This window comes from Paenibacillus sp. FSL E2-0151 (genome assembly GCF_037993015.1).
GTDB lineage: Bacteria > Bacillota > Bacilli > Paenibacillales > Paenibacillaceae > Paenibacillus > Paenibacillus amylolyticus.
The window spans coordinates 4,640,979-4,659,418 of the sequence record NZ_CP150308.1 but is presented as its reverse complement, the minus strand read 5'-3'; the positions used below and the strand labels follow the sequence as shown (position 1 = coordinate 4,659,418).

The window sequence follows — 18,440 nt, the reverse complement described above, 5'->3', positions numbered from 1 at the left end:
ATGCCTGTACCCGCGTTGCACATAACAATAAAGGTTCCAGAAGTGCAAGATCAGCAGGCATCTAATCCATGCAATTCGAGCAATTATTAGTGTTTGGGAATCAGAGGTATCCCAGAGGCTTCCGAGTGGTAGTTGATGGACCTTTTTACGAATCATGGGCAGAATGTTCCATTTCATGTTTGCTTCCATCAGCCTAGTTACAAATACAGAGTCTTAGCGCTATAGTGAGAACTACACCGCTGACATCTCTACCAAGCGGACATCCGAAGCGGAATGATTCCTATGCTTCATATTGGACCATTCGGTGTTGAAGCAGGATGCATAATAGAGAGGTGAGCAATCTAAAGACATGAGCAGACAAAGACGAAGACGCTGGTTATTAACGGTGTTGACGGGAGCAGTGGTGGTGACCGGTGGGATATTTGCCGGATGGCACTATATGCAACCCAAGCTCGTTACGTACACAGCGAAGAACGGCACGGAGATGAAATTCAAGACCGATGGAGACCGGTTCATGGAATACGGGCCAGATGGAACGTGGAGGGAGATGTTCGTCAAAGGTGTCAACCTGGGCGCAACTTCACCGGGACATTACCCGGGAGAATTCCCGCTGACCAAAGAGGATTACTTGCGGTGGTTCCAGCAGATCGAGGATCTGGGAGCCAATGTAATCCGGGTATACACGGTTCACGAACCGATTTTCTACTCCGCATTAGTCGAATATAACCGCGGCCGGGAGCAACCGTTATATTTTATACAGGGCATATGGTCACCTGAAGAAGAGTTGATTGAGAAGCAGGATGCCTATGCGGCGCATATTGAGCAGACGTTCAAGCAGGAGATTGAAAAGGCCGTATCTGCTGTCTATGGCGATGCGGACATTCCTGCCAAGCAGGGAGAGTCCAGCGGCAAATACAAGACGAATGCTGGAAAATATCTGATGGCCTGGCATGTGGGTACGGAATGGGACCCGGCAATGGTAGACAACACAAACGCAAAACATGCGGACGTGCCGCAGTACAAGGGAGTTCATTTCTCGGCGAGTCCAGAAGCGTCACCGTTCGAGAACTGGCTCGCAGAGCTGCTGGATCATACGGCGGTCCTGGAGAAGAAGTATGGGTGGGAACATCCGATGACCTTCACCAACTGGGTAACGACCGATGTGCTGGATCATCCCGGCGAGCCGCTGTATGAAGAGGATCTCGTCAGTGTGGATGCCCGACATATTCAGCCGGAGGCATGGCAGGGAGGTTATTTTGCAGCCTACCATGTGTACCCGTATTACCCGGATCTGTTCCATATCGATAAAACACTCCAAACCATCAAGGATGAGAACGGTGAGTACAACACGTACAAAAGTTATCTGCGCAAGCTTAAAGCCGAGTTTTCCGATATGCCTGTAATGATTACAGAGTATGGCGTACCCTCTTCTCTTGGTATTTCCCATCTGGGTATGGGAGGACGGAATCAGGGTGGACATAACGAAGTAGAGCAGGGAGATATCGACGCGTCACTGACGCAGGATATCTATGATGAAGGATACTCGGGAGCAATTGTGTTCATGTGGCAGGATGAATGGTTCAAAAAAACATGGAACACGATGCCACTGGAAATCCCGGCTGATCGCCGTGCATATTGGTTGAACGTGCTGACAAACGAGAAGATGTTTGGTCTGCTTGCCATGGACCCGGGTAAACAGGAACAGTTGACCATCGACGGATCACTGGATGACTGGGATGATCTGAAGGTTGAAGAGGTCACGACCTGGCAGGGCCAAGTGGACGGCATTCAGGAAATGAAGATGACTCATGATGAAGCCTATCTGTATATTGGGCTGACCTTGGATCAACCGTTTGACTCGGAGAAGACAGTGCTGCGAATTGGCACAGATACACTTGCTGGAGGCAGTCAGCCTGACAAGTTACTCCCGGGCCGGACACTCAGTGATGGTCTTGAGACAGTGATTACACTGGGGCAGGATGAAGAATCAGAGGTGGAGATTGCCAAGGATTATGACTTTAATCAGCGTCTGTACGGCAAAGAAGGATACGACATGCTGCCAGATCAGCAGTCAGACTCCGCAGATCCGTTCCACCCATGGAATCTGGCAGTTAGCCTGAGGATGACACCGCCGGATACCCGATCTGCTCAACCGTTCATGAATGAAAAGGTCGGAACATTGAAGCGAGGAACGACGGCTCCCGGCCAGCCTGATACGGATTCATTAACGTCATGGCAGTATAACGGCAATCAGGTGGAGATGCGAATTCCCTGGATGCTGCTTGGGTTCGGTGATCCGAGTTCGCTGCAAGCGATCGACTATGGACCGCTCAAGAATGGACGTGAGTTCTCCACAGTTGCTGTGGAAGGCGTTACCCTCATTCCGTGGTTAACGGACCGCGCCACGAAGAACGTATCTTGGCCCGGGGGTGAACAGACGACCCTGGATCTGAATACATTGCCGGTATATAGCTGGCAGCCTTGGGAGCAGGTGCAGTATAGTGAACGCCTGAAGCTAAGCTACGAAAAAATGAAGAAGAGTTATGAAAAAATTCCTAGTTTTCAGATCGAATAAATGAGTATAAAGGAGGACCTTTTCACATGTTTCCAAGTTTGGCTTTGGCCTATCTGTTTTTGTACATCTGTATCGCACTTGTTGTTGTAGGCGTCATCGTATTGTTTGCCATGAAAATGTCCCACAATGGCAAACGACGCAAGACGGCGTTTTATGAATTGAAGCAGCGTGACTATTTCACCTATCTGCAAACAGCCTTGACTGAGAATAGTCCACTCAAATTGCCACCAGGCAAACTGGCTCCGCTGGAACGCAGAGTCATTCAGGACAGGCTGATTGAATGGATCGACCAGTTCAAGGGTGAGTATCGCGACAAATTAATCGCACTGTGCCGTGAAGCAGGATTCGTAGAGCATGATCTGAAGGAACTGGGCCGTCTGCGTTACGGTCGCCAGATTGATGCGGCTTATCGCTTGGGTGGCATGCGTTGTCCCGAAGCCGTTCCGGGTTTGATGGAATTGCTGAAGGATGAGAAACCGGGCCCGATGGCCATTATGATTGGTCGGTCCATCTCCAGATGTACGACTCGGCAAGGTGAACTGAAAGACATGCTGGCGTTGCTGTTAACCAAAGGTAAGTCCATTCACCATCTGGCAGCAGATATTCTGCTCGAAACGAGTCTGGATACGAGCAGAATTCTAATTGAATTGCTGGAGGATCGGAATCCTGATTTCGTAAAAGTTGGACTGGTTGCCATGTGGGGACAGGCTGTGCCTGAAGTGATGCCTGCACTCGACAGACTGGTAGGCGCAGAACATCAGGATGTACGTGCCGAGGCGGTGAAGCTGTATCTTAGCGCAAGTCCGGCACTCCGGGATGAGACCATTCTGAAGCTGATCCAGGACCCCGATCCGGAAGTTCGCGCCGAAGTGGTACAAGCGCTTGGTTCGAAGCATGCATCTGGTAGTATTCCATTACTGCGCAAAGCGCTACGGGATGAAGACTGGAGAGTTCGCTATAACAGTGCGGAGAGTCTGAGCAAGCTCGGTGAACCGGGATTCGAAGCGCTGTGTCAGGCTGCGGTGCAAGGTACAGTTGCTGAGCGCGAGATTGCGATGCAGCAGATTGAGAGTACCATGCAGCATACGAGAACCGATGACAGAGCTGTAGAGCAGATGATTGCACATAACAAAAAAAGACTGCTGTACGATCGCTATTTTGGCCCTGTACGAGAGAACAGAACCAGCAAGAAACGTCCAGGTGTCGCTACGGTAGGAGGGGATTACACTGCTTAGGGATCTACTATTAATCTACGGCATGGTCGCAATCTACTATGTTGTTTTTGTAAATACGCTCTATTTTTCCATTCTGGCCTTATCGTTCCGTAACATCTGGACGATCTTCCGGCGGTCGCATTATTCCAAATACAATACATTGTCAGGCTCGGAACTGGTGCCTTCCGTTTCTCTGCTGGTACCGGCATACAACGAGGAACTGACGATTATTGAAAATGTGAACTGTCTGATGACGCTGAATTATCCAACGTATGAAGTCATTGTGGTGAATGATGGCTCCAGTGATGCGACACTGAATATCCTGTTGGAAGAATATCGTCTGAAGCCAGTACCCAATACGAAGATTCGGGGCAAGATCGCCTGTCAGAAAATTCGTGGGATCTACCATAACCCGGAGTTCCCGGATCTGTATGTCATTGACAAAGAAAACGGCGGTAAGGCCGATTCCCTCAATGCCGGGATCAACCTGTCCCATTATCCGTTGATCTCTTCCATCGATGCTGATTCGTTGCTGGAGAAGGATGCCCTGATCCGCATGGCACGGATGTATATGGAGAATCCGGAAGAGACGGTAGCCATCGGTGGAGATGTACGGATCGCCAATGGCTGCAAAATTGAAAACGGGGCAGTGCAAGATGTATCGCTGCCACGCAAGATCTGGCCCATGTTCCAGTCGATTGAATATCTCAAAGCCTTTCTGGGTGGACGGATTGGCTGGAGTCACATGAACGGTCTGATCATTGTCTCCGGTGCCTTCGGCATGTTCCGTAAGGACGCTGTAATCGCCGTGGGTGGATACCGGGATGGTTATCCTGGGGAAGACATGAACATCATCATCAAACTTCACCGTTACATGCTGGAAAACAAATTGAAGTACCGCATTGCCTTCTGTCCTGAGGCCGTATGTTGGACGCAGGCACCGGATTCCTACCGGATCTTGTCCAGTCAGCGTAAGCGCTGGGGCCGCGGGAATCTGAAGAACATGATCGAGAATCGTGGCATGTTGTTCAATCCAAAATATAAGGTTATGGGTATGGTGACCATGCCATATAACGTCCTTTTTGAAGCGCTCAACCCGTATTTCCGGATTACCGGACTTCTGGCTCTCGCTGGATATGTCCTTCTGGATATGACGCAATGGCCGATTCTGGTTCTGTTCGGACTGCTGAACTTTGTGAGTGGTTATCTGCTGAGTGTAGGCGCACTTGTCCTGGAGGAGATTGCTTTCAAACGTTACAACAAACTCTCCGATCTGGTCAAAATGCTCGTCTACTCCGCGCTGAAATTCGTGGGTTACCACCAGCTCGGCGTACTGTGGAGATTGCAGGGACATGTGCAGTTCATGCAAAACAACAACTCATGGGGTACCATGACACGTCAAAGCTGGTCCGAGGATGAGAAGAAAACAAGCGAAGCCGCTTGATTAAAGAATAATCAAAGCAATTATATGTCCAACTAGACATTTACACGATAACGGAGAGGGCAGAAAAAGCCTGAAGAAGCGAAGCGTGCACCTAAAAGCTTTCTGAAAGAAAGCTGCATCGAAAGCATACGCTTATCCCCGGATTTCCCCTTGTATAAAGGAATCAAAAAATCTGGGGATAACAGCGATCGAAAGGCTGTTCTGTCAACGGAGTGTCAGTGTAAATAATATATTTTGGACTTATATAGATAATCGAGGAGAAGGGTGGAAAAGAACATGCCAAATACGGCGACATTGCAGCGTGAGGCTGCCGTTAATGTGTACCGAAGTGTAGAACAGGGATTGAAGGAAACGGGTGCCGAAACATGCGGCTTAATGTTCATCCATTGTGCAGGAAACTCTCAACCTGAGCAGCAGGTCAGGACACATCTGGAACAAACGAGTGAGTCTGCCTTCCAGGTGTGGAAGGATGGGGCTACCCAAGCGATTGCCGTCCTGTTGCCAGGTTTGTCACTGGATGAAGTTCATTATGAAGGACTTCGGATCAAACATGAGTTGCAAGAGACTGTACCCGGTGCCGATCCACAGATTACACTGGCCAGTTTCCCGGAAGGGGAGCGCCCTTCGAAGGCAACTATTCAGCATATGGCTGAGTCCTCGAAGCTCGTAGATTCGTCGGAAATTCATATCTACACGCTGGACAATACGGCGGACGAGCCGGAACGAATTTTGATTGTGGACAACGATCCGACGGTACGCGAATTCCTGCAATTGCGGTTGAAGATGCAGGGATACGAAACCTATGAAGCCGTTGATGGACTGGCTGCACTGGAGTTGATCGAGAAAGTCACACCAGATCTGGTGCTCACCGAACTGAATTTGTATGGCATCGATGGTCTGCCGTTCATCCATCATATTCAGAACCTGGAGATGGAGCAGCCACCCAAAATTGTCGTGTTGACCGAACAGCGTGTCGAGCAGACGATTAGTCAATGTTTCCGCAGCGGAGTCGATGATTACATGACTAAACCGTTCTCGCCTGTAGAGCTGGATGCCCGAATCAGACGCTGCCTGCATTAGAAGACGGCTTGAATAAGCTGATTGTGTGAAGTGCAAAGTAAGAGCTTTTTTTACACTATGAATCAGATAGATTAGAGCAACATTTAGAGCACAGACACTCATCTATTTATATGGATTTTAAGCACCACCAAATACACTGCCCGGAGGGAATATCATGGAGAATCAACAATTCCACACATTACTGAATGCGATTGAAAATAAAGAAGCTGTACTCGGCGTCGTCGGGCTCGGTTACGTAGGACTTCCACTTGCCGTGGAGATGGTCAATCAAGGTTTCACGGTAATCGGAATTGATCTGGATGCGTCCAAAGTAGAGAGTATCTATCAAGGAGATTCCTATATTCACGATATTTCCTCTGATGAGTTGAAAAAAGTAATGCAAAGCGGTCGTTTCCAGCCAACGACAGATTACAGCATGCTGCGTGTGATCGACGCCCTCAGTATCTGCGTACCAACACCGCTTAGTGAGAATCAGGACCCGGATACGTCTTACATCGAGACGGTTGTAGATCAGATCAAACTGCACATGAAACCAGGCATGCTGATTACGCTGGAGAGCACCACTTATCCAGGTACAACCGAAGAACTGATCCAGCAGCAGCTGGACAAGATCGGACAAGAAGCAGGTAAAGACTATTTCCTCTGCTTCTCGCCTGAGCGTGTGGACCCGTCGAACGGACGTTTCACAACATTTAATACGCCGAAAGTAATCGGGGGCACAACTGAAGCTTGCTTGAAGCTCGGAACAGCGCTATATAGCAAGTATGTAGAAACCGTAGTACCGGTATCTTCGCCAAAAGTGGCTGAGATGTCCAAACTGCTGGAGAACACATTCCGCAGTGTGAACATTGCCTTTGTGAATGAGATGGCGATGATGTGTGACCGTATGGGCATCGATATCTGGGAAGTTATTGACGCAGCGGCGACGAAACCATTTGGTTTCATGCCATTCTATCCAGGGCCAGGCATCGGTGGACACTGCATCCCGCTTGATCCGATGTACCTGTCATGGAAGGCCAAAGGCTTCCGTTTCTATAGCAAATTCATTGAGCTGGCGCAATCCACCAATGACAACATGCCATATTATGTATTGAACAAAACGTCAACGATTCTGAACGAATACGCTAAATCCGTACGTAAATCAAATATTCTGCTCCTTGGCATGTCTTACAAGCCGAATATTGCCGACCTGCGTGAATCACCAGGACTGGAAGTATATGAACTGTTCAAGGAAAGTGGAGCTAACGTTAGCTACTACGATCCACATGCGGATTCCTTCCAGGACAAACATGGCGAGACCGTACACAGCGAAGCGTTCAATCTGGAACAGTTCAAGAAGTACGATTGCATCGTGCTGATCACCAACCACAGCGATTTGCCTTACTTTGATATTGCCGAGATGGGTGTACCGATTCTGGATACACGTAATGCGTTCCGTTCATACACACATCCGCATATCTACAAGATTGGTCACTCGGTACAGCATCCTGTGCTTGAACCAAGTGAAGCGTTGCTCGTCTGAGGAAATATATGAGGCAACGGGGCAAACTGGTGGGTATGGCGAAATGGGCCATTCTGGCTGTGGTGTTGTGCCTGCTGCTTCTGTCCTGGATGTTCAAATGGTTCTCGGCAGAGGAACACAAAGCGACCTGGCTGTGGGACGCGTCCATTATTGCAGAGCAGACACCTGAGATTATTGCTTTCTCCAAAGAACAGGGCGTCGATACCATCTTCCTGCAAATCCAGGATGAGTTGCCTGACGCAACATACCGCAAATTCATTGCGGCTGCCCGACAGGCTGAGATTGAAGTGCATGGACTTAACGGTCATGCAGACTGGGCCTATGAGGAGAAGCGGGATGAAGGGCTTGCTTTTATTGAGCGAGTAAGAGCATACAATGCAGCTTCGGCCAAGAATGAACGCTTCGAAGGCATTCAACTGGATGTGGAGCCGTATCAGTTGAAGCGCTGGGAGAACGAGGAGAGCAGCGTCATTGCAGAGTGGCAGAACAACATGAAGGCCTGGACAAAAGCCGGCGAGGATGCCGGACTGTACATGAGCGCTGCCATTCCGTTCTGGCTTGATGCCCGTCAGTCGGCTGAAGGAGGTACATTCAGTCGCTGGGTGATCTCCCACTTTGATGCGGTGGCTATTATGGCTTACCGGGATAGTGGGCAGCAGATGTATGATCTGTCCAAGGAAGAACTGGACGAAGCGGATGATCTCGGCAAGAAAGTCTGGATCGGAGCGGAACTCGCGGATACACACGAGGGGGATCACCTGACCTTTTTCCGTAAACCGGTTAGCAATATGAATGAAGAGATGGCAAAGGTGTTTGATCTGGGTACCTCTCATTCTTCATTTGCAGGTGTGGCTGTGCATCATTATGAAGCATGGTATGCCAAGGAGAACGGTATTCCGCTTGCGCGCAAGAATGAGGAGAAGGAATAGTTTTAGGTCAGCGTTAACAGGTTAGTCTGAAGTGGGTAAAGAGCCTTCATCAGACTAACCTGTTTTTTTTGTTTTTCGACGGCGTAATCTGACAGTAAACGACATGATAGTAGTATTATACTAATAAAAGTAATCCTAAAGAATCAGTACTAATGAATTATAAAAAGAAGGAGGAGGATTGAATACACCCTTATAATTTATAGAGCTATTATCTAATTAAAAGATCGGAGTAAATTATTTTGATTATACAAAATAGAAATACCTATTTAAAAGCAAAAGTTGATTCTTTAGTCCATTTACGTCGGCAAGCAATCGACTATATTGAGCCATTAATTAAAGAAATCACAAACGATCAATTCCCACCAGAGTCAGTTATGAGGGATGCGATTGAAGTATTATCAGTTTTATCTGTTGAGCAGAAAGAACTACTAGAGTATCTATCAATGAACCATGAACAACAATTTGTTAATGTTAATGATGTTAGAGTGTTAATAGAAGAAATTGAACAAAATGAAAGAATCAAAGGAGCAATTGAACAAATTAAAATTAGCATCCTTCAATTCATTAAGTTAGAGTGTATAGACCAAGATATTATTGAAGAAATTAAACAACAACAAGCTGCAGCGAAAGAGCTACTCGATAACTATTCTTCAAGTGAAAAATTAACTGAATTGGGTGAAAAGTATGATTTAGCAATGAAGATAGCTCTTCGTACAATTACCCCCGAAGCTAATGATTATAGTCGTATAACCAAAGAAATAGGATTCGCTACAAGTTATGCTCTAAAAAAGGGTTTATTTAAGATTTACGATATTGAAACAATGGAAATGCAGACTATAAATCCTTCTATGACTGAATTTTCTGAACTAATTCCACAAAAAAATGATATAACATCGGATCAGCTTGTAAATCCTAAGATTAGTTACAAAGTTGGATGAAAGAAACTACAGAAATTCTCAGTAAGTAAATTTGAACAAGATCTGAAAAGAATTTCTTCAAGTCGTGGGCCGACGGAGCTAATGTTAACTTACATCTATAATCACGGTATACTCAGCGAAAATGAATTATTCTTATTTAACTCGGATACTTCGGGTTCAGATAATGATAACAAATTAGATTACTATCGTAGAGCACTAAGTGGTTTATGTCAGAAAGGATATCTTACATCGTGGGAGATTAGTAATGATGAACAAGTTACTGTTTTCTACACCCTGAGTTCTGTCGGAGCAGAAGCTTTTCAAAAGGAGACTAGTCGTAAGCAATTATTACAAAATTCCAAACTTAAACCTTCTTATAGAAATCCAGGAGATGACTACTTAGATTTGGAACAGTATGAAGAAATTTATATGGTGGCTTGTCAGTTGAGTTTGATTAATCGAGCACAATTTTTACTAGAGAAATCATTAAAGTCGAGATTTATTTTAGAAAATTGGAAGACTCTTGTTCCATTACCTCATAGAGATCTTGAATACCGTAAATTAGGGATTCGTTTGGTTATAATAGCTCCAATTATGAAAGATGATACTTATGATCTGAAATTAATTAAGCAGATTATAGAGATGAAGAAAGATTGTGTTCCAATTATTTGGACAACATCAACACATGAAGGCCTTTACCTTAGCGAAGAATTGTCAGTAGACGATCACATTGTTTATTTCTTGACTGATGAAAATGACAAAATATTATTAGGTGATTACAAAGGTGACGACAAATTCCATGTGGTCTTTGAGCAAGATAAGAACTTGGTTGAGGATGGAAAGCTTAATGAAGAAACTAACTCACATAATTTAGAAGTAGTTAATGTTCCCAAATTTAGTCCTACCGAACATGATGATTTATCTATGTCCTACGAAAAGTTACAAGAAAAGACAATTGAAGTAGTGCAACATATGTCAGGAGAAGAAAGTAGTCTCGGAACTGAAGGTTATGTTCAACGTGAAGGCGAAGATTCATTACCTGAGTTTACTCCATATGTTGAAAAAGATGATCTGTATTCAGTTGTTGAAAAATCATTAATGATGCTTTCAGACAATAAGTTGGCTGAAGCTATGATATTGCTTCATTCTATTGCTGAATTTTCAGTTGAAGACAAAGTATTAAGAGACAAGCTTTCATTTGTTTTAGAGGACCCTATATGTAAGTATGATGACTTGTTTGCACTAGTAGATACACCACTTAATCTGTCCGTTAAGAAGAACCAAGAGGTCCTAAATGACTATTTAAATGTTGCGATGTGGTTGCGTATTTTCTTTAATCCTGAAAATCCCAATGATCATCGTTTAAAATCACGTTGGGGTCAAATTAACAGTGACAACTCTAGCCTAGTCTTACAGAACTGTCCTTCTCTAAAAAAACTAATTAGTCACTTCTGGTTATTCCTTGAACGTCACAACGTAGGGTTTATATTTTGTACATCTGGTACTGTACGTGATCAGATGAACATAACTAAAACACTTGAACAAATTAACATTCAGCTTACAGAAGCAATCAATGTATTTAACACGAGAAATATTAAAGCTAAAATAGGGCATAAAAAAGCACATCAGATGGTATTGGAGTTATATGGAAATAATGGTGTTTTAACCAATGTAGTAAGAACAGCTTATACAATTAATATGAATGAATTAAAAGAATTTTGTGAACAGTTCATATCGGCAGATATGCTTTCCGTTAATCACCATACAAGTGGTTTTACGCCGGAAGACAAAAAGCTAGAAGTTTTCATTGATAACTATTGGAATGGTATGAACTTTAAAGCTAATTTCGATAAAAATGTTAGTCTGCTTGGAAGAGAACGAGAGCATCAGCGTAGTTGGCTAAGAGACGCGGTAACACCAGTACTGAAGTGTTATATCTACCGACTTGAAGCAGAGAAAAGAAGTAACATGGATGTAGTTAGTCCAGAAGCTCTTAATAAATATCGTAAAAGAGCAAATGAGATTATGATGGATATTCTAAATGAACTTTCACAAAATATTATTGATACTCAGGAAAAACCAGGACACACTTGTTTGACAACGGTAATTAAACAAATTCATAAAGAATTAAACGAAGATACTCCAGAAGAAAATTACTTTTATGAAAATTTACTTCTGACTGGTGAAATTGAACTTGATGACCAGTATATTCCTGTATTGGATAATTGGATGCACGAATTGCCTAATGTGAAAGAATTCCGTTTATGGGAGAGGGCCATTAAACATTGTGAATATCAAGAGCGAAATTGGCAAAAGGCTGCTATGGAGGCTCTTTTTGATTATGATTTAGGAAGATATGGTTTGATTTTTAATAGATTCCATAAAGAAATATCAATAGATGAGTTAGTAATTGTAGATATTAGAAAAAAATTCTCAACTCAAATTACACGTTATAAAGAAGAGTTTATGACTAGCGTTGAAATAGCACAAAATTATGGACAAATTTCAAGTAAGGGAATTATGGATAACTATTTTAGGCTTGCTGTTGTTGCTGAACAACATGCAATAAAGTTGAATAATTCTGGTTTTTACAACAGATTACTTGAAGCGTGTAGAAAGCAAATACTTCAAGATTCCAAAGAACGTTTAGAAGCAACGCAGGTTAGATTAAAAGAACTTAAAAACAATATTCTTAATGTAGCGCTAAGAGAACAAGATGAGGATTTAGATAATGAAAAGGTGCTTGAACAGTGGCCTATTTTAGAAAAAATAGATCTTATGTTAGAAAAACGTAACATGACTGTGGCAGAGGATTATATTCAACTAGCCAACAATGGAAATGGACAACAAGATATTCCTTCTATTCAACAAAATGATTTTGATCCTTTCGGATTGTTCTTTCAGCGTTACCAAGCATTATTTACTGCGTGTAATTCTAATAAGAGCAGTGATTTAAATCGAATTTACGAGAGAGAAGTAAAATCCAGTATTTTCGCGAACCAGCGTAATCGTAATACAACCAATGCGGATGAGTTTATTCGACTTTGGTCTAAAATTGCTAGTGCTGGAAGTTTAGAATCTATTATGAAGCATCTCTCATTCCATGAGATAGATAAATTGGAAAATGGTAAAGAAAATGAATTTTTCATCTATCCTAAAACTATTGATGGAACATTGGGTCAATATAGTCACCCCTTTACTGCTTTTGGAACCCAAACGTCTCAGAAAGGTATTCGTGTTATTCATATGGCAGGTACAAGATCTGCTGATAATATACTAGATGAGTTGATTCAATATGGTGCAAGCGGTGCAGCTTCAACAATAGTTTTCTTAGACTATGCTTTGCCTTTAGTGGAGAGACGAGTTCTTGCCAAATCAGTAAAACTTAGAGGGATTCCTGAAATTATTATTGTTATAGATCGTGTTATGGCGCTCTTTCTTGCTGGATATAACCAAGTGGAGCGAGGAAATGTTATGTTGCAGGTCTCACTTCCTTTTAGTAACATACAACCATACATTCCAAATGGAATAATTCCACCAGAAATGTTTATTGGAAGAACAGATGAGCTCAATAGGATAAGGAATTTAAATGGACCTGTGCTTGTGTATGGGGGGAGACAACTTGGAAAAACGGCTTTACTTCGTCAAGCTAAGAATCTAGACCACCACCCAGAAAAAGGAAGTTATGCTGTTTTTATAGACTTGAAGCAAGATAATTGTCATACTGCCCCTAAAAAGATAAGTGAAGAACTTGTCTATGCTCGAGTTTTAGATCGTGAGTGTTCTACTTGGGGAGAATTGAAAGTAGCACTGAAGAAAAGATTGAATAATAAAGAAAGGCCTGTCAATAAATTGTTGTTGCTTTTAGATGAAGCAGATCGTTTTCTTTCGAGCTGTGAGCAAGATGAAAATCGGCCTCTTGAAATACTTAAGGAAATTAAAGATTCTTTTAACGACCAATTCAAATTTATTTTAGCTGGTCTAAGAGATGTTGTTCGATTTAACAAACGGCGATTGAGTGGAAATAGTGTATTGGCTCATATGGGACATATTACAATCCGTCCTTTAGCTTATGCTGATGCTTGTGATCTTTTACAAAAACCACTACATTATTTAGGTTTTCGTATAGATGAACGAGATGATCACATGTTAAGTTTGATTCTGGCCAAGACTAACTATTACCCAGGCCTTATTCATTTCTATTGTCAAAAGCTTATTGAGGCGACTATAGATAGTTATAAAAATGGAAGCTACTCAATAAATAGTTCTCCTCCATATTTGTTGGATGAGAAGCATTTAAGAACTCTTTTATCACAATCTGAATTTCTAGAAATGATTGAAGATAGATTCCGAATTACTTTACAGTTAGATAAAGATGATCTCTATGACATATTGGCTAATGCAATGGCCTATCATTATTATTCAAGGGGTGTGAACAAGGGAGCAACAGTAAAAGAAATAATGGAAATATGTAAATATTTCGAAATAAAGAAGATTTGCAAAATGTCTGAGGATAATTTGAAGGCTCTTTTGGAAGAAATGGATGAGCTGAATATTCTTAGACAAGAACAAGGTTTACATGGGAAATATATTTTTAATAGGTATAGCTTCTTCCAAATGCTAGGTAGTTCAGAAAATGTATTTGACCAATTACTGAAATATAGTGAGCAAGGAGCATAGTTATGTTAAGTAGTGAAATGCTCTGGTGGAATCAAGTTTCTGGGCCATCTCGTTATCTTCACGATACAATTGAAGCTGTTTCAGATGGTGGAGTTACAATCTTAAAAGAGACAGCTTATATGGAGCAGTTTTTTATTCAATTGAAAGACAAGCTACTGCACAAGAATAGTAGTTTACAAATAGATATTTATGATGCGGTAGATTACAAAATGTCTGAAAATCTCGAGGATACTTTAATAGAGAAATACGCAGCAGATTATGATCATCATCCAATGTATGGTTCTTTAACAAAAGCCATGGCTAGTAAAAACTTGTTGAATGAGAAAATTATAATTATAAGGAATATTGAAGAAGACCAGCGATGGATTGAAATTGGGACAGAATTTGCTAAATATTGCTCTTTTAATAGTGGAGCTATTCTGCTGACTTATGGTGACAAAAAGAGCTTAATGAAAAGTAATAAACAAATCTCTGTATTTGATTTTAAGGATTATATTACCATTTACGATATGCAACTATTTGCTTCTTACTGTCTAGCTGAACAAACAGATTTGTCTGTTATGATGAAGAATTACATTACGCAGATTGTATCACGCTTATCTGTGGATAACCCTATAATATGTAAAAAATTAGCTGTAGGACAGATTGGAGAAGATGCCATAGGATTATTAAATAATATTGCGAAATATGATCCTGAGATTAGAACAATGTTAAATAGCATAAAGAATGTTGAATATATCCTATGGGAAGCTCAGATTCAGACTGTATTTCCTATAATTGAGCAGGAAAGGCGAAGAATAATAGAATTTTATTATAATGAATTAGTTACAATACTACCTGTTACAGATGAATTTGGGAAAAAAATTAAGCGTCCTGAGGATATGGAATTAAGACATATTCGTTTTTATTATTTAAAAACTAAAGAAGGACTAAGTAAAAAGGATAGTGATATTTTTCAGTTAATATATGCTTCAAGAAATGATCTTGCTCATCTTAAAATACTAGATGGCCAAGAACTACAGATAATTTTTAGCTTAAAAAGCTATACTATAATGCAATAACGTTGTGCTCAAAACTAATGAAATTGCACCTGTAGAATTCATAAATAAACTTCAAGTTTATTTATGAATTCTAGGGTGTATTTTTTATTTAATCTTATTTGAGTCATTTTCCGCTGTCCGATAGCGATTGGGCGGCAGACCGACTTGCTTTTTGAACGCTTTAGAGAAGGAGAACAAGTCCGGGTAACCTACGGAATGAGCCACTTCAGTTAAGCTTAGCGGCGTCTGCACGAGTAGACGTTTGGCTTGGGTCATTTTCAATTGCTGGATATATTGCACAGGGGACAGACCATAGGCTTTGCGGAACTGTTTGGCAAAATGGGTTCGATCCACACCCGCATGAGCGGACACACCTTCCACGGAGATGCCGCCTGCAAAATGAATGTCCATGTATTCCTTGCCTTTCTGGAGCCAAGGCGTGGCTGAATCCGGTTGCAATCCTTTGGTTGCGGGTGACCGGGCAATTCGGTCGAAGAGGTTTAGAAATCGGGTGAGTCGTCCCAGATCACTCGCTCCGTCCTGCGGTTTACGAACATCCTCCATGAACGAGCGCATGGCACTTGCAGTCTCCGGGGTCAGTACACCTGAACGGTACGGTGAGTCGGGTGTAAGTCCAATTCGAGACAGTAGCTCGGCTGCATGTGCACCGTCAAATGCAATAAATATTTTCTGCAACGTGTCTTCCGGGTCCGTCCAGTACTCATGGGTAACATGTGGAAATAGACAGAACGCATCCCTGGCACGAAGGGCATGACGCTGTCCGTTCTGTATGAATGTACCTTCCCCCTCCAGTACAAACAGCAAATAATAATAAGGCGTAGTGCGCGGGCCAATATGATAGTTGGTTTTGGCTATATTTCGTCCGATGCGAATCGGCCAGGCGCCACCAGCTTTCTCGAATTCAGATGGAGTGAAGAAAATAATATCCAAAAACTCATGGTGGTCCTCCTTCATGCTCTCGGTCATCAGGAACACCTCTTTATTGTATAAGTATCGTTTGTACATTCTAAAAGTTTCGCTTACAGATGTAGTTCAAAAAGTCCACTTTTGATTACGAATCATGCCTAGTGGCATCATCAACATCGAAGCTGAAATTCAGCCGAAATAAGCGGGAGGCTTACGAAGTATGTTTCCTTTGGAAACATTGTGGTTGCTCACGTAGTTTTCCTACGCTCCGCTACTCCATTTCTATCTTCATTCCATCTTCTCGGTACTGAAAATCAGACTTTTTGAACATGCATTTAAACCTATTATACAGGTGGGTTTTATATATATTCAAGATCAGGAAGACCTAAATCTGAGAAAAGACCACAAAATGACAAAATAAAATTGCCGCGAAATGACATTGCTCACAGACAAATCAATTGTTATGATGTCCATACCTATTAAACCAAGTTAATTAATCGGCATTTGAGATTGGATATGCCTAATAAATCAATTTAAAGAATGACACGACAACGGAGGGGACAGAAAGGACCTGAAGAAGCGAAGCGTGCGCCTTTGTCACCAGATTTCCCCATGAAAGGGGAATGAGAAGAAATCTGGGGACAAGAGTGCTCGGAAGGTTTTCTGTAACCGAAGTGCTTGAGTGAAACATTTTTAGAGCAATTTATCATAGAAGGGATTGACTTTTGTGAGCGAACAGGAAGAAATGAAGTTTGGATGGTTTTTGCCTACAGCAGGGGATGGTAAGTATGTAGGGGTTGCCCCGGAGCGGGAGCCAAGTTTGGATTATCTGATCGATGTGGCACAGACGGCGGAGAAGGCAGGATTCGAATTTGTATTGATTCCGACAGGGGGAGCCTGTCTGGACGCATGGGTGGTCGGCTCAGCTGTGATGAGTCACACGAAGACATTGCGTCCCCTTGTCGCCATTCGCCCGGGATTAGTTACCCCCGTGCTCGCTGCACGAATGGGAGCGGCACTGGATCAGCTATCGGGTGGTCGAGCCATGATCAATGTGGTGACAGGCAGTTCTGTTCGAGATCTGGAGGAACTTGGCGATCCACTGGCACATGCGCATGATGAGCGGTATGTGCGGGCGAGCGAGTATATGGAAGTCATGAAGCGTTCATGGACCCAATCGACGGGACTGAATCTGACGGAGTTTGCCGGAAATGGTTCAAAATCTGGTGCAGATGCATCCAGTGATCCCAATCCTGAATTCAACGGCCAGTATTACAACTTCAAAGGACCGGTAGGCATGCCGGAGACGGTGCAAAATCCGCATCCACCATTCTATCTGGGAGGAAGTTCTCCGATTGCGAAAAAGGTCGCTGTTGAACATGCGGATACGTTCCTCATGTGGGGCGAGCCTCATGACTGGATTCAGGAGCAGATCGAAGAGATTGAGGTCATTCGTCAGCAGGTGAAAGAGGAAACGGGACAAGATCGTCAGCTCCGTTACGGCATGCGTGCTCAGGTACTCATTCGGGATACCGAAGAAGAAGCATGGGCAGCAGCTTGGGAGATTATTAGCAAAGTACCACCAGAAGCGATTGAGAAAGCCAAAGCCGCTTTTGCCGAGACGGATGCAACCAACCAACGCAGACAGAACGAGCTACGGGAACTGTCCGAGAAGCAGCAGTTTGTCGTAGGTCCCAACCTGTGGACAGGCTTGTCCGTTGTGCGTTCCGGCGGTGCGATCCTCATTGTGGGTACAGCCGAACAAGTCGCAGAACGTTTGATGGAATATGGAGATCTTGGCGTGACAACCTTCATTCTGTCCGGTTACCCGCATCTGGAAGAGGCCGAAATCTTCGGACGGACCGTGATGTCGATCATTCGCGAGAAATGGAAAACAAGACAGAAGCAGCATCAAGTTACTACTAACTAAAGTAAGAGCCCCTTTTTTTACACTTTAACGGAGAGGGCAGAACCGATCTGAAGAAGCGAAGCTAAAAGCTTTCTGAAAGAAAGCTACTTCGTAAGCATCATCTCGCCTTTATCCCCGGATTTTAACCATTGAGAAAAATGATTCAAAAAATCCGGGGATAACAGCGATCGGAAGGTTATTCT

At 43.1% G+C, this 18,440-nt stretch carries 11 protein-coding genes; 10 read left to right on the top strand and 1 reads right to left on the bottom strand.

Annotated features, from left to right (window positions below; all coding sequences use genetic code 11):
* The first annotated feature begins 349 nt into the window (after positions 1 to 349).
* The 9 genes from MHI55_RS20990 to MHI55_RS20950 all read left to right on the top strand — a co-directional run bounded on the left by MHI55_RS20990 (position 350) and on the right by MHI55_RS20950 (position 15,422).
* A complete protein-coding gene (locus MHI55_RS20990) occupies positions 350 to 2,575 on the top strand; it encodes a hypothetical protein (protein WP_340386790.1) in 2,226 nt (741 codons plus the stop codon).
* Positions 2,576 to 2,601: 26 nt separating this feature from the next.
* Positions 2,602 to 3,810: a HEAT repeat domain-containing protein gene (locus tag MHI55_RS20985; protein ID WP_340386788.1), complete on the top strand. Its 1,209-nt coding sequence runs from the start codon at positions 2,602 to 2,604 to the stop codon at positions 3,808 to 3,810.
* Positions 3,811 to 3,832: 22 nt separating this feature from the next.
* A complete protein-coding gene (locus tag MHI55_RS20980; protein ID WP_174806433.1) occupies positions 3,833 to 5,233 on the top strand; it encodes a glycosyltransferase in 1,401 nt (466 codons plus the stop codon).
* A gap of 276 nt (positions 5,234 to 5,509) precedes the next feature.
* Positions 5,510 to 6,313: a response regulator gene (locus tag MHI55_RS20975; RefSeq protein WP_036674925.1), complete on the top strand. Its 804-nt coding sequence runs from the start codon at positions 5,510 to 5,512 to the stop codon at positions 6,311 to 6,313.
* A 154-nt stretch (positions 6,314 to 6,467) separates the two neighbouring features.
* The gene (locus MHI55_RS20970) at positions 6,468 to 7,835 is read left to right on the top strand and encodes a nucleotide sugar dehydrogenase (RefSeq protein ID WP_076318928.1); all 1,368 of its coding nucleotides are present in this window, start codon (positions 6,468 to 6,470) and stop codon (positions 7,833 to 7,835) included.
* Between the two features lie 8 nt (positions 7,836 to 7,843).
* Positions 7,844 to 8,764, top strand: a complete 921-nt coding sequence (locus tag MHI55_RS20965) for a hypothetical protein (protein WP_340386786.1) — start codon at positions 7,844 to 7,846, stop codon at positions 8,762 to 8,764.
* 239 nt (positions 8,765 to 9,003) lie between these two features.
* A complete protein-coding gene (locus MHI55_RS20960; RefSeq protein ID WP_340386784.1) occupies positions 9,004 to 9,702 on the top strand; it encodes a hypothetical protein in 699 nt (232 codons plus the stop codon).
* 81 nt (positions 9,703 to 9,783) lie between these two features.
* Positions 9,784 to 14,361, top strand: coding sequence for an ATP-binding protein (locus tag MHI55_RS20955; protein ID WP_340386782.1), 4,578 nt, complete (start codon positions 9,784 to 9,786; stop codon positions 14,359 to 14,361).
* Positions 14,362 to 14,363: 2 nt separating this feature from the next.
* On the top strand, positions 14,364 to 15,422 hold the full coding sequence (locus MHI55_RS20950; protein WP_083684421.1) for a hypothetical protein: 1,059 nt from the start codon (positions 14,364 to 14,366) through the stop codon (positions 15,420 to 15,422).
* An 84-nt stretch (positions 15,423 to 15,506) separates the two neighbouring features.
* Here the strand turns inward: MHI55_RS20950 and MHI55_RS20945 are convergent, their stop codons facing one another.
* Positions 15,507 to 16,388 carry an AraC family transcriptional regulator gene (locus tag MHI55_RS20945; RefSeq protein WP_083684424.1) on the bottom strand — a complete coding sequence of 294 codons (882 nt, stop codon included), beginning with the start codon at positions 16,386 to 16,388 and terminating at the stop codon, positions 15,507 to 15,509.
* Between the two features lie 685 nt (positions 16,389 to 17,073).
* Here MHI55_RS20945 and MHI55_RS20940 point away from each other — a divergent pair.
* Complete coding sequence (locus MHI55_RS20940; RefSeq protein ID WP_340390622.1) at positions 17,074 to 18,258, top strand: LLM class flavin-dependent oxidoreductase; 1,185 nt, start codon at positions 17,074 to 17,076, stop codon at positions 18,256 to 18,258.
* Positions 18,259 to 18,440 lie beyond the last annotated feature (182 nt).

Bases quoted from the DNA above. Each gene is read 5' to 3' on its own strand.
- MHI55_RS20990 (WP_340386790.1), top strand. From the start codon at position 350: ATGAGCAGACAAAGACGAAGACGCTGGTTATTAACGGTGTTGACGGGA.
- MHI55_RS20985 (WP_340386788.1), top strand. From the start codon at position 2,602: ATGTTTCCAAGTTTGGCTTTGGCCTATCTGTTTTTGTACATCTGTATC.
- MHI55_RS20980 (WP_174806433.1), top strand. From the start codon at position 3,833: ATGGTCGCAATCTACTATGTTGTTTTTGTAAATACGCTCTATTTTTCC.
- MHI55_RS20975 (WP_036674925.1), top strand. From the start codon at position 5,510: ATGCCAAATACGGCGACATTGCAGCGTGAGGCTGCCGTTAATGTGTAC.
- MHI55_RS20970 (WP_076318928.1), top strand. From the start codon at position 6,468: ATGGAGAATCAACAATTCCACACATTACTGAATGCGATTGAAAATAAA.
- MHI55_RS20965 (WP_340386786.1), top strand. From the start codon at position 7,844: ATGAGGCAACGGGGCAAACTGGTGGGTATGGCGAAATGGGCCATTCTG.
- MHI55_RS20955 (WP_340386782.1), top strand. From the start codon at position 9,784: ATGTTAACTTACATCTATAATCACGGTATACTCAGCGAAAATGAATTA.
- MHI55_RS20950 (WP_083684421.1), top strand. From the start codon at position 14,364: ATGTTAAGTAGTGAAATGCTCTGGTGGAATCAAGTTTCTGGGCCATCT.
- MHI55_RS20945 (WP_083684424.1), bottom strand. From the start codon at position 16,388: ATGACCGAGAGCATGAAGGAGGACCACCATGAGTTTTTGGATATTATT.
- MHI55_RS20940 (WP_340390622.1), top strand. From the start codon at position 17,074: ATGAAGTTTGGATGGTTTTTGCCTACAGCAGGGGATGGTAAGTATGTA.